This window comes from Myceligenerans cantabricum, assembly GCF_054777735.1.
The window spans coordinates 226,746-241,221 of the sequence record NZ_BAAHAJ010000009.1; the positions used below are offsets into that span (position 1 = coordinate 226,746).

12 protein-coding genes are annotated in these 14,476 nt (G+C 71.8%); 11 read left to right on the top strand and 1 reads right to left on the bottom strand.

The features are described from left to right. Positions 1–24: 24 nt before the first annotated feature. Positions 25–867, top strand: coding sequence for an ABC transporter ATP-binding protein (locus tag ACYU96_RS10175; RefSeq protein ID WP_460752520.1), 843 nt, complete (start codon positions 25–27; stop codon positions 865–867). Positions 868–939: 72 nt separating this feature from the next. On the opposite strand, the gene ACYU96_RS10180 is transcribed toward ACYU96_RS10175, so the two are convergent. Beyond that, positions 940–1,818 (bottom strand): LysR family transcriptional regulator, encoded by an 879-nt coding sequence (locus tag ACYU96_RS10180; protein WP_460752523.1) that lies wholly within the window; start codon positions 1,816–1,818, stop codon positions 940–942. A gap of 280 nt (positions 1,819–2,098) precedes the next feature. Here ACYU96_RS10180 and ACYU96_RS10185 point away from each other — a divergent pair, with 280 nt between their 5' ends. The 10 genes from ACYU96_RS10185 (at position 2,099) to ACYU96_RS10230 (ending at position 14,458) form a co-directional block, all read left to right on the top strand. After that, positions 2,099–3,133 carry a ketoacyl-ACP synthase III family protein gene (locus ACYU96_RS10185; protein WP_460752526.1) on the top strand — a complete coding sequence of 345 codons (1,035 nt, stop codon included), beginning with the start codon at positions 2,099–2,101 and terminating at the stop codon, positions 3,131–3,133. 2 nt (positions 3,134–3,135) lie between these two features. Further along, positions 3,136–4,221, top strand: a complete 1,086-nt coding sequence (locus tag ACYU96_RS10190; protein WP_460752529.1) for a 3-deoxy-7-phosphoheptulonate synthase — start codon at positions 3,136–3,138, stop codon at positions 4,219–4,221. Between the two features lie 45 nt (positions 4,222–4,266). Then, entirely contained in the window at positions 4,267–6,609 is a 2,343-nt protein-coding gene (locus tag ACYU96_RS10195) for an amino acid adenylation domain-containing protein (RefSeq protein ID WP_460752531.1), read from the top strand. 1 nt (position 6,610) lies between these two features. Continuing rightward, entirely contained in the window at positions 6,611–7,819 is a 1,209-nt protein-coding gene (locus ACYU96_RS10200; RefSeq protein WP_460752534.1) for an FAD-dependent monooxygenase, read from the top strand. Between the two features lie 149 nt (positions 7,820–7,968). Further along, entirely contained in the window at positions 7,969–9,318 is a 1,350-nt protein-coding gene (locus tag ACYU96_RS10205; RefSeq protein WP_460752537.1) for a salicylate synthase, read from the top strand. Further along, the gene (locus tag ACYU96_RS10210) at positions 9,315–10,394 is read left to right on the top strand and encodes a ketoacyl-ACP synthase III family protein (RefSeq protein WP_460752539.1); all 1,080 of its coding nucleotides are present in this window, start codon (positions 9,315–9,317) and stop codon (positions 10,392–10,394) included. Before ACYU96_RS10205 ends, ACYU96_RS10210 begins: the two co-directional genes overlap by 4 nt. Next, a complete protein-coding gene (locus ACYU96_RS10215; RefSeq protein ID WP_460752542.1) occupies positions 10,387–11,991 on the top strand; it encodes a (2,3-dihydroxybenzoyl)adenylate synthase in 1,605 nt (534 codons plus the stop codon). Before ACYU96_RS10210 ends, ACYU96_RS10215 begins: the two co-directional genes overlap by 8 nt. 9 nt (positions 11,992–12,000) lie before the next feature. After that, positions 12,001–12,243 carry a phosphopantetheine-binding protein gene (locus tag ACYU96_RS10220; protein ID WP_460752545.1) on the top strand — a complete coding sequence of 81 codons (243 nt, stop codon included), beginning with the start codon at positions 12,001–12,003 and terminating at the stop codon, positions 12,241–12,243. Further along, positions 12,240–13,730, top strand: coding sequence for an amidohydrolase family protein (locus ACYU96_RS10225; RefSeq protein ID WP_460752548.1), 1,491 nt, complete (start codon positions 12,240–12,242; stop codon positions 13,728–13,730). Before ACYU96_RS10220 ends, ACYU96_RS10225 begins: the two co-directional genes overlap by 4 nt. Next, positions 13,727–14,458: an SDR family oxidoreductase gene (locus ACYU96_RS10230; RefSeq protein ID WP_460752551.1), complete on the top strand. Its 732-nt coding sequence runs from the start codon at positions 13,727–13,729 to the stop codon at positions 14,456–14,458. The genes ACYU96_RS10225 and ACYU96_RS10230 overlap by 4 nt, the downstream gene beginning before the upstream one ends. The last annotated feature ends 18 nt before the right edge of the window (positions 14,459–14,476 follow it).

A 14,476-nucleotide genomic window follows, 5' to 3' on the forward strand; every position in this document is an offset into this window, starting at 1 on the left:
CGACCACGCAAGGAGCCGGTGACGATGATCTCAGCGAGCGATGTCTCGGTCGACTACGACGGCAGGCTCGTGGTCGACGGCGTCGAGCTGCATGCCGGCCCGGGGGAGACGGTCGGGCTGATCGGACCGAACGGGAGCGGCAAGACCACGTTCCTGCGCACCCTGTACGCCGCCCTGCGCCCGCGGGCAGGCCTCGTCACGGTCGACGACGAGCCGGTCACCGCTCTGCGCGGAAGCGAGCTCGCCCGGCGGATCGCCGTGGTTGCCCAGGAGACCCCTTCGGACCTGCCCGTCACCGTCGCGGACATGGTGCTGCTCGGCCGGGCTCCGCACCGTAGCGCTCTCGCTGCGTTGAGCAGGGAGGACCACCGGGCGGTCGCAGCCGCCCTGACCCAGGTCGGTGCCCGGCAGCTCGCCGACCGTCGCTACGCCACGCTGTCCGGCGGGGAGAAGCAGCGCGTGCTGGTCGCCCGGACGCTGGCCCAGCAGGCCGACCACCTCCTCCTGGACGAGCCGACCAACCACCTCGACATCGGCTACCAGCACGATCTGCTGCGGATGGTCGGCCGGCTCGGGGTCACCACGATCGTCGTCCTGCACGACCTCAACCTGGCCGCCCGCTACTGCACGAAGCTGATCCTGCTCGACGGCGGCCGGGTCGTGGTCGCCGGGGCGGCCGACGAGGTCCTGACCCCGGACACCCTCCATCGGGTCTACGGGGTCCACGTGGAGCGGGTGACCGTGAGCGGCTGCCTGCAGCTGGTGTTCAGCCCCGTCGAGGAGCAGGGGACACCTGTGAGGGGGGCGCGGATGAGCGGGGACACGCGTGCCGCCGGTCCGGCCCAGGGCGAGGCGCTCCGCAGCTGACGTCCCCGAGGCCTGTGACGGCGCCCCGCGTGCCGACGCCTGATGGATGCACAGGGCGCCGGCACGCGGCGGTCAGGCGAGGGGGTAGGTCGCGAACGCGCGCTGGAGGGCGGAACGAGTCACCTTGACGGTGCTCCTGCTGACCCCCGAGCGTCGCCCGACGCGAAGCGCCAGGGGGACCGGGTGCGGCGGGGCCGGGAGGGACCGCTTGCTCGGACGCGGCAGGCCCCAGAGGCGGTCCCCGTTGTCCAGCAGGCACCCGACGCCGATCCCGGTCTTCATCGCGGCCCGGAGACCCGGTAGATCGGATCCCTCGTAGGCGACGTGCCAGGGCACGGACTCCGCGTCGAGCACCCCGATGACCTTCCCCCGCAGCGACGACGGCTCCGTCGGCAGGGTGAGCGGCAGCCGGTCGCCCTCGTCCGCGGACTCGCCGAACCAGCCGAGCCGGACGCTGCCGAGCTCGAGGTCGGACAGGGTCGAGCTGGCGCGGTCGGAGGGGTCGATCAGGACCGCCAGATCGAGCCCGTCGGTGTCCACGGCAGCTTCGAGGCTGGCGCTCGCGGCCGTCCGGAACGAGATCTTGGCGCGTGTCAGGACGGTGGTCAGCTGCGTGAGGACCTCGGGCAGGGCCTCGGCGAGCTGATCTCCGACGCCGATGACGAGGCGTTCGCCGCTCGGCACGGCGGTCAGGAAGCGTTCCACGGTCTCGTCGTTCAGAGCCACGATGCGGCGTGCGTATCCTAGGAGCTCCTCGCCGCGTGGCGTCAGCCTGAGCTCTCGTCCCGTGCTGGCGAACACGGGTCCCTTGATGAATCGGTCGAGGTGGCGGATCTGCTGACTCACGGCCGGCTGGGTGATGCACAGCACGCTTGCCGCGCGGCGGAAACCGCCATGGTCCACGACGGCTGTGAGGGTGCGTAGACGGTTGATCTGAAGGTCCTGAGTCATCGGTGTGCTCCCAAGGCTTCGTCCTGCGCCCGGGTTTCCGGGGGGTTGTACCCACACTTGCGACGACCCCTGTCTGCCACAAGGTAACCAGTTGCCATGGCATCTTCTGCGCGGCGGTGCGGCGCGTCAGCGCGGCGGCAGAGCGGCTCCCTGAGGGTCGCGGACTGCTCCGCGCGCTGTTCTCAACGAGAAGGACCACTGATCGGTGACGGTCTTGTCGGACATGCGTTACTTGCGTCAAGGTTTAGTCGGTAACGGACCCGATGAGGAGGAGTGCCCCATGCAACTCGACGATGTCTGGATCAACGGTCTGGGCAGTTATGTGGGCTCGCGGGCGTTCGTCGACGCGGCGGTCGAGTCCGGTGACTATTCCTCCGAGAAGGCGGCGAGCACGCGGATCAGGTCGGTCGCCGTCACCGACCTGGCCCCGCCTGACATGGCGCTTGCCGCCGCGGCGCCGGCGATCGAGCAGGCGCGCGCGGCCGGGGTGACGGTCGACGCCGCCTCCCAGCTGATCCATGTCCACGTGGGGTTCCAGGGCCTGGACCTGTGGCCCGTCGAGAACTGGCTGGCGAACCAGCTCCTCGGCGAGGAGCTCTCGGAGCGGCCGTTCCGGGTCGACGCCGCGTCGAACGGATCGCTCGCCGGTCTCGAGACGGCGGGTGCGCTGCTCGCGGCCAAGCCCTCCATGCCTTCAGCGCTGGTCACGGTCGCAGACCGGTACGGAAAGCCCCTCGACAGGTGGAACCTGTCGCCCGGCATGGTCTTCGGCGACGGTGCCGCCGCGGCGGTGCTCTCGCGGAGACCGGGCCGCCTGCGCCTGCTGTCCGTGAGCTCCGTCGCCGACACGGCACTCGAAGGACTGTCCCGGGGCGACGCCCCCTTCACCCACGAGCCACGTCCGGTGGACACCGTCGCACGCACCCGCGAGTTCTTCACGTCCGGCAAGGTCTCGCTCAAGCAGATCCGCAACAAGTCGCACGACGGCGTGCGCCGTTGTGTCGCGGGAGCGCTCGCGGACGCCGGTCTCGACGCCTCGGACGTGACGTGGCTGGTGCCGCCGTTCGTCGGGGCGGACCTGCTCAGGGACAGCTTCCTCGGTCCCCTGGACTTCGAGCCCGCGAAAATTCTGTCCGATCCCGGCCTCACCGTGGGCCATCTGGGGCCGGCCGACCAGATCTACGCCCTGGACCACCTCAGCGGGCACGAGTCCCTGCACCCGGGAGACCACCTGCTCCTGATCGGCACGGGGATGGGGTTCACGTTCTCCGCGGCCGTGGTCCGGGTCGAGAACAACCCGACCGAAGGAGCCTGAAGATGTCTGATCTGACCGTCGCCCCCGAGCTCGATGTCCACCTTCCTTCCCCCGGGGAGCTCCGAGAAGCGTTGCCGCTGCACCCTGCGAAGCGCGAGCTCGTGCGGGAGACCCGGAACCAGATTCGCGCGGTCCTGCGCGGCGACGACGACCGGATCCTGGTTTTCGCCGGCCCGTGCTCGCTGCACGACCGGGCTGCGGCCCTGGAGTACGCCGCACGTCTCGCGGAGATCGCCGCCCAGTCGGCGGACGACCTCCTGATCGTCATGCGCGCGTACGTGGAGAAGCCGCGTACCCGCCTCGGCTGGACCGGTTTCCTGAACGACCCGTCCCTGTCCGGCGCGCCCGACCTCGAGGCTGGTGCGACCGCGTCCCGGCAGCTCCTGCTCGACCTTCTGGACCAGGGGATCCCGCTGGCCACCGAGGTCCTCGACCTGGCGCTCCAGCCCTACCTGGAGGATCTGATCTCCTGGTCGTGCATCGGCGCCAGGACGGTCCAGAGCCAGCCCCACCGCCAGGCGGCGAGCGGGTTCGACGTCCCCGTCGGGTTCAAGAACGGCACGGACGGATCCCCTGACGACGCGATCGACGCCCTGGTCGCCGCGTCACGCCCGCACACCGTCACCCGCGTCGGCGCGGACGGTCGCCTGGTGCAGCGCCGCACGAGCGGCAACCGGGACGCCCACCTGATCCTGCGGGGCGGCGTGACCGGTCCGAACTTCGACGCGCTCACCGTTGCCCGCGCCGGGCGCCAGTGCGCCGAGGCCGGGGTCGACACCGGGATCGTCATCGACGCCAGCCACGGGAACTCCGGCAAGTGCCACCTGCGCCAGGCCGAGGTCATCGACGAGCTCGCGGCGAGGCTCGCGACGGGGGAGAACGGGATCAGCGGCCTCATGATCGAGAGCTTCCTCGAGGCCGGACGACAGAACCTGCCCGTCGGACCCGCCGCGCCCGGCGAGCTCGTCTACGGCCTGAGCGTGACCGACGCCTGCATGGGCTGGGACGCGACCGTCGCGGCGATCGAGGGGCTCCGGACCGCCGCCCGCCGGCGTTCCGGCATCCCCGAGGCCGCCGCCGTCGCCTGAGATCCCGCAACCCGCCCACCCGGACCGACCACGGAGGAAGAAACCATGACATCCAGCGATATCCAGCTCCCGCTGACGCGCCCTCGCCCGGCCGATGCCGCCGAGGGGTGCACCACCGCCCCCGTCCCCGTCCCGGCCGGCCTCCCGGCCGAGGAGCGACGCAGCGTCGCACAGGTCGCGCTGGCGACCCTGCTCTACCGGTACGCCGGTACGCCGTCGTTCGCGCTCGACGTCGTCACGCCGACCGGCACCGAGACGGCCGAGTACTGCCTCGACCCCACGGCTTCCTTGGAAGACCTGGAACCGCAGGACGTCGTCCGGCACGCACCCGGCACGTCGGACGCGGTGGCGACCCTGACGGTCGACGCCCCGGCGCCGTCGGCAGTGGCCGACGTGGAGCTCCGCGTCACTCCCGAGGCGTGGACGGTCCGCCTGGGCGCCAGGACGTTCGTCCCCCAGGCCGCGGAGCAGTACGCCCGTCACCTGGGCGCGGTGATCGAGGCAGCGGTCGGTGACGAGAAGACCGCCGTCGCCGACGTCGCGCTGCTGTCTCCCGACGAGAACGACACGATCGTCTTCGACTGGAACCGCACCGAGGAGCCGGTCTCGCCGCTCTACATCCACGAGCTCGTCGCCCGGATCGCCCAGCAGGACCCCGGCCGTCACGCCGTGCGAGACGGGCAGGAGGTGCTCACCTACGGCGAGCTCGAGGACCAGGCGAACGAGCTCGCGGCCACGCTCGAGGCGCGGGGCGTCACGCAGGGCGACCGGATCGGCGTGTGCATGCCGCGTTGTGGGCTGAGCCTGGTCGCGCAGATGGCCTGCTTCAAGCTGTCGGCCGCGGCGATCCTCCTCGACCCCGACTTCCCCGCCGACCGCCTCGAGTTCATGCTGCACGACGCCGGAGCAGTGCTGGCTCTCACGCTCGACGCACATCGCGCGGTCGTGGACGGTGGCGTTCCGGTCCTGGCGCTGGACGCCGACGACTGGAGCAACCCGGGCCGAGCGGCCCACGACGCGCCCCCGGCCGGCGACGACCTCATCCACATCTGCTACACGTCCGGCTCCACCGGCAAGCCGAAGGCGGTCATGGTCCGCTTCGAGGCGGCCCGCAACCTCGTCCACAGCATGCGCGAGGTCTGCGGGATGGACAGCGGTACCCGGGGCGCGTGGATGGCCGCACCCGGCTACGGGATGGTCGAGGTCGAGGTCTTCCCGGTGCTCGCGGCCGGCGGCACGGTGCTCGTCCCGGACGCCGACGTGATCCCCTCGCCGGAGCGGCTGCAGCAGTGGCTGCTCCAGGAGTCGGTCACGCACGCCCTGATGATGAAGGCGATGGCGGAACGCCTGTGGACCCTGCCGTGGCCCCAGGACACGCCGCTGCGCAACATCCGCATCTGTGGCGAACGCGTCCAGGCCTGGCCTCCGGCCGACCTGCCGTTCGCGGTGATGAACCTCTACGGGTCGGCAGAGGCGACGGTCGTCGCGTGCTGCGACCTCACCGAGATGGCCCGGACCGAGGGGGAGGGGCTCGAGCTGCGCATGCCGCCGATCGGCAGGCCCACCGCCAACGTCCGTACCCACGTCCTGGACCCGCGGCTGCGTCCGGTGCCGGTCGGGGTCATCGGCGAGCTGTGCGTCGTCGGCGACAGCCTGTCCGCCGGGTACCTCGGGCTGCCCGAGGCCACGGCGGAGAAGTGGGTCGCCAACCCGATCGACCCCGAGCGCCGGCCGACCCTCTACCGGACCGGTGACATGGCCCGGTACTGGATCGACGGCAGCATCGAGATCGTCGGCCGGACCGACCACCAGGTCAAGATCCGTGGTCACCGTGTCCACCTCGGCGAGATCGAGGTGCTGATCGCCGAGCAGCCGGGGGTGCGGCAGACCGTCGTGCTCGCGAAGCGGGACGCCCAGGGCGACGCCTGGCTCGCCGCCTACGTGGAGCCGCGCCGCGGTGAGGTGCCCGACGTCGTCGCGATCCGCGCGGCGCTCGCCGAGCGCCTGCCGGCCTTCATGGTCCCGACCGCGTACGTCGTCGGTGAGTTCCCGCTCACGACGAACGGCAAGATCGACCGCAAGGCGCTGCCGGAACCGCCACGTGCCCGCCCGGAGCTGTCCACCCCGTACAGCGCTCCTCGCGGTGACGTGGAGGAGCGTCTCGCCGGACTCTGGAGGAGCGTCCTCGAGATCGAGGGGATCGGCCGGGACGACAACTTCTTCGAGCTCGGCGGGACGTCGCTGCGAGCGGCCCGGATCGGGGAGCAGGTGCAGCGCGCGTTCGAGGTGCAGATCCCGGTCGAGGACCTGCTCGAGGGCCCGACGATCGCCGTCATGGCCGAGCTCCTGGCCGCGACGGAGAGCGACGACGGCAGGGCGGTGGCCTGAGATGCGTGTCGTCGTCGCCGGTGGTGGCATCGGTGGACTGGCGACGGCGCTCGCCGTGGCCGCCACCGGTGCCCGTGTCGAGGTCCTGGAGCGTGCGACCGAGCTCAGAGAGCTGGGCGCGGGGATCCAGCTCGCCCCGAACGCCTTCCGGGCGCTGGAGCAGCTCGGCGTGTCGGACGCGGTCGAGGCGGTCACCACGCGCATCGACAGTCTCGATCTCCTGGACGGAGAGAGCGGCGATGCTCTGGTTCGCGTCGACACCGGACCGGACTACGTGTCCGAGTTCGGGCACCCGTACGCCGTGGTCCATCGTGGTCAGCTGCATGCCGCGCTCGTCAGGGCGTGCTCGGCCGACCCGAACATCCAGGTGCACTGCTCCGCACACGTCGTCGGGTACCGGGAACGGCGTGGCACGGTGGCCGTGACGCTCTCGGACGGGCGCACCTTCGTCGGTGACGTGCTGATCGGTGCCGACGGGATCCGGTCCGCCGTACGCCGGCAGCTCCTCGGCGACGGTCCGCCGAGGATCTCCGGGCACACCATCTACCGGACCATGGTGCCCATGGACCGGGTCCCCGCGGAGCTCCGGGCGCCCCGTGTCACCCTGTGGGCGGGGAACAAGTGGCACTTCGTGCACTACCCGGTGGCCGGGGGCGGCATGCTCAACATGGCCATCACCCGCGACGACGACGCACCCGCCGAGAAGAGCGGCGTACCCGTGGACCGGGATCAGGTCCTGCGCGAGTTCGGCGACCTGTGTCCGCGGGCCGCCGGACTGCTCCGGCTCGGCGAGGACTGGAGGTCGTGGGTGCTGTGCGACCGCGACCCGCAGACCCGATGGGCCCGGGGCAGGGTGGCGCTCCTCGGGGACGCCGCCCACCCGATGCTGCAGTACGCCGCCCAGGGAGCGTGCATGGCCCTCGAGGACGCGATCGTGCTGAGCCGCGCGCTGGCCGGGGACGGCTCGGTCCTGCGGGCGCTGCGCACGTACGAGCGGCTGCGCCGGCGACGCGCCGGCGATGTCCAGGTCGTGGCCCGGGACATGGGCAGCTACTTCTACCACCCGAGCGGGGGCGCCGCGGCGGACCGCGACGGGCTGCTCGCGGCCCTGGACCAGACGGCGCTCCGTGCGGAGCTGGCCTGGCTGCACGGCGCGACCACCTTCACCGAGGGGCGTGGCGCGATGCTCGAGCAGCCGCTCGCTGCCTGAGCACCGGTGCCGGGGGTGCCCCGGCGGAGGACCGGTCCGGCGGTGATGGAAAGGAGAACGAGCACTGATGAGGAACCCGTTCACCCCATCGTGTTACCTCCGTAATGTCATAGCCAGTAACAACCTGATCGTGCAGAAAGCGAGCAGCGATGAACACCCGTGAATACATCGTGTCCACCGATCCTCTTCCGGCGACGTTCCGTCCGATGGACCTCATGACGGGCCTGGCGGCGGCGAAGGTCTTCGAGGACTACGTGGTCTTCGAGGGCGAGCGCCGCGAATGGTGCTACGCCGGCGGTGCCGAGGCCGAGGTCCGCCTGACCGCGAACCGGATCACGTTCTCCCGGCGGGGGACCGTGGAGATCGACAGGCCTTGGACCGGTGACCCGCTTCGTGAGATGCAGTCCCTCATCGAGGACGTCGGCGTACCGGCCTGGCGGGCCTACGGATGGGCGGCGTTCGAGCTGTCCTACCTGCTTGCCGGCGACCACGTGGAGGGTGACGAGACCCTCGCCTACCTCGTCGTCCCGAAGGTCGACATCCGCGTCCTGGACGGGCACCTCAGCGTCCGGGCACTCGACGAGATCGACCTGCGCCGCGTGAACCGGGCCATCCTGGAGGCTTCCCGGTACGTCTCCGACGCGGTCCCCACCGAGACCGACGTCCGGGCGTCCGGCGGCGCGGAGTACAAGGAAGCCGTCACGAACGCGGTGGAGGACATCAACGACGGCCGGCTGGCCAAGGTGATCCTCTCGCGGGTCCTGCCCATCGAGCCGGACTTCGACATGGTCGCCTCCTACCGTGCCGGGCGCGCCGGCAACAATCCCGCACGGTCGTTCCTGCTCGATCTGCCGGGCATCGAGGCCATGGGATTCAGCCCGGAGATCGTCGTGAACGTCACGCCCGACGGGAAGGTCACCAGCCAGCCGCTCGCCGGTACGCGCGCGCTGACCGGGAACGCCGTCGTCGACTCGGATCTGCGGGCCGAGCTCGTCGCCTGCCCGAAGGAGGTCTACGAGCACGCCATCTCGGTGAAGGTGGGCACGGACGAGCTGATCGACGCCTGCGAGCCGGACTCGATCGAGGTCCCCGACTTCATGGCTGTCCTGCCCCGCGGCAGCGTGCAGCACCTGGCCTCGCGCGTGACCGGCCGGCTGCGCGACGGGAAGAACCACTGGGACGCGTTCCGGGCCGTCTTTCCCGCCGTCACGGCCTCCGGCGTCCCGAAGAAGGCCGCGTACGAGACCATCCGCCGCTACGAGCACGGCTCCCGCGGTCTGTACAGCGGGACGGTCATGACGCTCGACAGCGACGGGCGGCTCGACGCGGCACTCGTGCTGCGCAGTGCCTACCGCCGGGACGGCAAGGCCTGGCTGCGCGCCGGGGCGGGCATCGTCGGCCAGTCCACGCCGGAGCGGGAGTACGAGGAGACGTGCGAGAAGCTCGAGAGCGTCGCGCGCTTCATCGTGCCGATACCGGAGAGGGCGGCCGCGGCATGACCTCGCTGTACCTCAACGCCATCGGGGCGCACATCGCGGAGAAGGTCGGACTGGACCAGGCGGTCGAGGAAGGCCGGCTGAGCAGTGCTGCCCACGAGCAGATCGGGCTGACGTCCGTCGCGGTCTCCCCGTGGACCTCGGCGCCCGAGATGGCGGTGCACGCGGCACGGGCGGCCGTCGCCGAGGCGGCCGCGACCGCATCGCTCACCGCCGACAGCTTCCGCATGCTGATCCACGCCGTCACCCACCATCAGGGACCCGACGGCTGGTCCGCTCCGCACTACATCCTGAACCAGGCTCTCGCCCGGCCGATCACCGCCTTCGAGCTGCGGCAGGGCTGCCTCGGCATGGTCACGGGGATGGGCCTGGCCGAGAGCCTGCTGGCCGGCGCGGGTCCGGAAGAGCCGGCGGCCGTGCTCCTGACGTCGGCGGACAACTTCTCCGTCCCGCTCGTCGACCGCTGGACGGCCTCGCGCCTGTTCGTCCTCGGCGACGCGGCGTCCGCCGTCGTCCTGTCCAACCGGCCCGGCTTCGCCGAGCTCGTCTCGCACCACAACATGTCCGCGCCCGAGATGGAAGGGATGCACCGCGGAGCCGAGCCGCTCTACCCGCCCGCCGTCACGGTCGGGCGGCCGATGGACTTCGACTCGCGCAGCGCGCACTGGCAGAAGCGCTGGGCCGAGCAGGGGGAGCCGCCACCCGGCGACCTCGCTCTGCTGGTCGAGTCCACGGTCGAGGTCGCGCTCGCCAAGGCCGGTCTGAAACCGGACCAGATCGACGCGGTCGCCCACGTCGGCTACGGGAAGCAGGCGATGCAGGCGCTGGTCCTGGAACCGCTGGGTCTCGGCGACACACCGACGTCCTGGGACCTGCACCGCCAGGTCGGGCACGCCGGGGCCAGCGACCCCTTCCTCGGCCTGCGCCACCTCTGGCGCGGCCGGACCGTCGGGCCGGGCGACCACGTGCTGCTGCTGGCCGCCGGACCCGGCATGGAGGTCGCGTCCGCCGTCGTCCGCATCATCGAAGCAGTTCCCGCGCACAGCGGACCAGACACGAAGGAGGAGGCAGATGTCTGAGGACTTCACGCCCTGGCCCGCCGACGTCGCGGACCGCTACCGGACCGACGGGGTGTGGGAGGGAACCCTGCTGTCCACGCTGCCGGCACGCTGGGCCGAGACCTTCGCGGACCGCACGGCCCTCGTCGACGGCGCACGCCGCATCACCTTCCGCGAGCTCCACGAGCTCGTCCTCGAACGAGCCGCCGGATTCGCCGGCCGCGGGCTGGGCCCCGGCGACCGGGTGCTGCTGCAGCTGCCCAACTGCGCCGAGTTCGTCGTCACCTTCTTCGCGCTGATCCATGCCGGGGCGCAGCCGGTCTTCTCCCTGGCGTCGCACCGCTCCCACGAGCTGGGCCACCTGGCCCGCATCTCCGGCGCGCGGGCGTACATCGCACCCTGGCAGCACCAGGGGTTCGGACATGCCGAGCTCGGCGCCGCCCTCCGTCGCGATCACGGCGTCGAGCTGGAGCTCTACCTGGGCGCGCCGGAGGACCTGACGGAGAGCGACCTCGAGCTGGTCCGGGGCGACACGGCCCGGCGGCCCGCTGCCCTCGCCCCCGGTGAGCCCGCGTTCTTCCTGCTCTCGGGCGGCACGACGGCGCTCCCGAAGCTCATCCCGCGCACCCACGACGACTACCTCTACCAGCTCCGCCGCACCGCCGACGTCTGCGGTGTCACCGGGGACGACGCGTACCTGGTGGTGCTGCCCATCGAGTTCAACTTCGCCTGGGGGTGCCCCGGCGTCCTGGGCGTGCTGAACCAGGGCGGCAAGGCGGTCCTGGCCCCGGGGACGTTCCTCGAGGACTGCCGCGACCTGGCCGCGACGGAGGGCGTGACGTTCACCTCCGTCGTCCCGACGATCGCGCGACTGTGGACGGAACAGGCCGCCGAGGACGGCACCACGTTCCCGGTCCGGTTCATCCAGATCGGCGGGGCGCGTCTCGAACCCGACCTCGCCGCCACGGTGGAGGACACGCTGGACGTGCGCCTGCAGCAGGTCTTCGGCATGGCCGAGGGACTCCTGTGCATGACCGACGGCGACAGCAGCCGGGAGCAGCGCATCCACACGCAGGGCCGGCCGGTCTCGCCGCACGACGACATCCGGATCGAGTCGGCGGACGGCACCGAGGCCGCCCCCGGTGAGTCGGGCGAGCTCCTCACCCGCGGCCCGTACACGCTGCGCGGCTACTTCCGTGCGCGGGAGCACAACGCGCGGGCCTTCACCTCGGACGGCTACTACCGGTCCGGCGACCTGGCACGCCGCCGCACGGACGGCAGCATCGTGGTCACCGGACGGCTCAAGGACGTGATCATCCGCGGCGGGGAGAAGATCTCCGCACCGGAGGTCGAGGCGCATCTGACGGCGCTGCCCCAGGTGCGGCAGGCAGCGGTCCTGCCGATCCCCGACACGATGCTCGGCGAGCGGACGCTCGCCGTCGTCGTCGCTTCCGAACCCGCACCGACCCTGCAGACGGTCCGTCAGCAGCTGATGGCCCGCGAGATCTCGACCACCAAGCTGCCCGACCGCGTCGAGACGGTCGAGGTGCTCCCGCTGACCCCGCTCGGCAAGGTCGACAAGAAAGCCCTTGCCGCGCGATTCGTGCAGACCGCCTGAGGAGGAGCCATGACCGCACTCACCATCGACGAGATCCGCGCGGACGTCGCGGAGATCGTCGCCAAGGACCCGTCCGCGATCGACCCGGGGCAGAACCTCATCGTCCTCGGCCTGGGATCGATCGAGATCATGCGGCTCGCCACCCGCTGGCGCCGCGGCGGGCACGCCGTCGACGTCGGCCGGCTCGCCGCCGACCCGACGATCGACGCGTGGCACGGACTGCTCGCCGGGGAACGGGGCGAGACACCATGAGTACGACAGTCGTGACCGGCGGCTTCGTCTACGACGGCGATCCCGCGAGCGCGCCACGACCCGACACCGACATCCTGCTGCGCGACGGGAGGATCCACTCCATCGGCCCGGCCGCCACACGGGAGGCGCGGCGGCTGAGGCAGCAGCGCCTCACCACCGACCACACCGAGATCGACGCCGCCGGCATGCTGGTGCTCCCCGGGTTCGTCAACGCCCACTGGCACGACATGTTCGCGATGCGGGTCGCGTTCAAGGGGGCGCTGCGGCCCGCGGCCGACCAGGACGACACCGCCGCGTTCATGGCGGCCGGCGGGGACATGTACGCCATCGCGGCCGCGTTCGACAAGCTCGGCGCCGCGGCCCGCGCGCTCACCCCGGACGAGGCCGTCCGCATCGCCCGCTACTCGATCGCGACGCAGCTCCTGTGCGGGTCCACCACGCTCGGCGACGTCGGATCGGTGAACCTGCCGCCGGCGCTGGCGCAGGCCGCCCTCGAGCTCGGGGTCCGCTGCTCCGTGAGCACCTGGGCGGCCGACGGGCTGATCGTGCCGGACAGCGGCGCGTACCAGCAGACGCGCGACCCCGCGGAGATCATCGAGGAGCTCCGGCACCTGGAAGAGCTGACCAGCGCACACCCGGAGCACCTCCGGATGCGTCCCACCGCCGCCTACGGAACGAACATGAGCGACTCCCTCGGTGCGGCGCTCGCGGACCTCTGCCGGGAGTCGGCCCTGCCGTTCGCGACCCATGTCGGAGCGCTCCGCCACGAGGCCGAGGTCGTCCGCCGGCACTTCGGGACGACCCCGGTGCGCCGGTTGCACCGTCTCGGCCTCACCGGGAGCGGGCTGATGGCGGTGCACACCGGGTTCGTCGACGACGGCGAGACCGGGATCCTGCTCGAGACGGGGGCCCATGTCTCGCACTCGCCCGCGAAGTACGGGGCCACGGGTGAGGACACGATCACCGGTACCGGCGCGATGACCGAGTTCCTGCGCCGGGGGATCCCGGTCTCGCTGTCCACCGACGGCGCACCGACCCCGGTGGGCGGCATGGTCGAGTCCATGTCCGCTGCCTGGCGCATGCACAACGAGTACACCGCGGACCCGACGACGGTGCTCCCGTCGCGGGCGCTGGCCATGGCGACGTCGACCGCGGCCGCGGGGCTGGGCTGGTCCGATGTCGGCACCCTCGCTCCGGGCCACGCGGCCGACCTGGTGCTCGTGCCGCGCACCGACTGGAGGTTCACGCTCAGCTCCCGGCCCCTGGAGGCGCTGCTCCAGCTCGGGGGGAGCCGGGACGTCCACACGGTCGTCGCGGGCGGGCGGGTCGTGGTCCGGGACCACGCGCTGGTGGGGGCCGACCTGCGGCAGCTCGAGGCGGACTACCTCGACGCGCTGCGCAGCTTCAGCGCCCGGGTGCTCCACGTGCCGGCCGACGCCCTCGCCTCGGTCCTCGGCGCGACCCGGAACCGGGAGGTGCTGACATGAGTCATGTCGTCGTCACCGGATCGGCCGGAGGGATCGGCAGGGCCGTCGTCGAGACGCTCCTGGCGCGGGGCCACGCGGTCACCGGCTGGGACGCGGACCCGGGAGGCGACGCGGGAACGGTCGCCTGTGACATCACGGACCCCGATGCCGTCGCGCACGCGCTGAAGATCAGCACGGAGGCCGGCGGCACCGTCACCGGGCTCGTCAACGGTGCCGGGATCCTGGAGAGCGGCGAGCTCGTCACGGGAGACGCCGGAGCATGGCACCGCGTCCTCACCGTGAACGTGATCGGTACGTTCCTGGTGACCCGGGCGATCGCCCGGCACATGATCGACGAGGGAACACCGGGCTCGGTCGTCACCATCGCCTCGAACGCCGCCCGCACCCCCCGCTGGGGGATGGGCGCCTACGGGGCCTCCAAGGCCGCGGTCGTCGCGCTGACACGCACGTTCGGACTCGAGCTCGCCGGGTCGGGGATCCGCTGCAACGTGGTCGCTCCCGGGTCGACGCTCACGCCCATGCTGACCGGGATGCATCCCGCCGGCGACGCGGCCGGGCGGTCCGTCGACGGCGATCCCGGCGTCTACCGGCTCGGGATCCCGCTGGGCAGGGTGGCCACGCCGAGAGACATCGCTGCCACCTGCGGCTTCCTGCTCTCGGACGATGCCCGGCACATCACGATGGAGACCATCACCATCGACGGCGGCGCCACGCTCGGCGCGGCCTGACATCGCACTCACCGTCCA

Coding starts and splice junctions, on each gene's coding strand:
- ACYU96_RS10200 (WP_460752534.1), top strand. CDS start 6,611: ATGCGTGTCGTCGTCGCCGGTGGTGGCATCGGTGGACTGGCGACGGCG.
- ACYU96_RS10220 (WP_460752545.1), top strand. CDS start 12,001: ATGACCGCACTCACCATCGACGAGATCCGCGCGGACGTCGCGGAGATC.
- ACYU96_RS10225 (WP_460752548.1), top strand. CDS start 12,240: ATGAGTACGACAGTCGTGACCGGCGGCTTCGTCTACGACGGCGATCCC.
- ACYU96_RS10180 (WP_460752523.1), bottom strand. CDS start 1,818: ATGACTCAGGACCTTCAGATCAACCGTCTACGCACCCTCACAGCCGTC.
- ACYU96_RS10210 (WP_460752539.1), top strand. CDS start 9,315: ATGACCTCGCTGTACCTCAACGCCATCGGGGCGCACATCGCGGAGAAG.
- ACYU96_RS10205 (WP_460752537.1), top strand. CDS start 7,969: ATGAACACCCGTGAATACATCGTGTCCACCGATCCTCTTCCGGCGACG.
- ACYU96_RS10230 (WP_460752551.1), top strand. CDS start 13,727: ATGAGTCATGTCGTCGTCACCGGATCGGCCGGAGGGATCGGCAGGGCC.
- ACYU96_RS10185 (WP_460752526.1), top strand. CDS start 2,099: ATGCAACTCGACGATGTCTGGATCAACGGTCTGGGCAGTTATGTGGGC.
- ACYU96_RS10175 (WP_460752520.1), top strand. CDS start 25: ATGATCTCAGCGAGCGATGTCTCGGTCGACTACGACGGCAGGCTCGTG.
- ACYU96_RS10190 (WP_460752529.1), top strand. CDS start 3,136: ATGTCTGATCTGACCGTCGCCCCCGAGCTCGATGTCCACCTTCCTTCC.
- ACYU96_RS10215 (WP_460752542.1), top strand. CDS start 10,387: ATGTCTGAGGACTTCACGCCCTGGCCCGCCGACGTCGCGGACCGCTAC.
- ACYU96_RS10195 (WP_460752531.1), top strand. CDS start 4,267: ATGACATCCAGCGATATCCAGCTCCCGCTGACGCGCCCTCGCCCGGCC.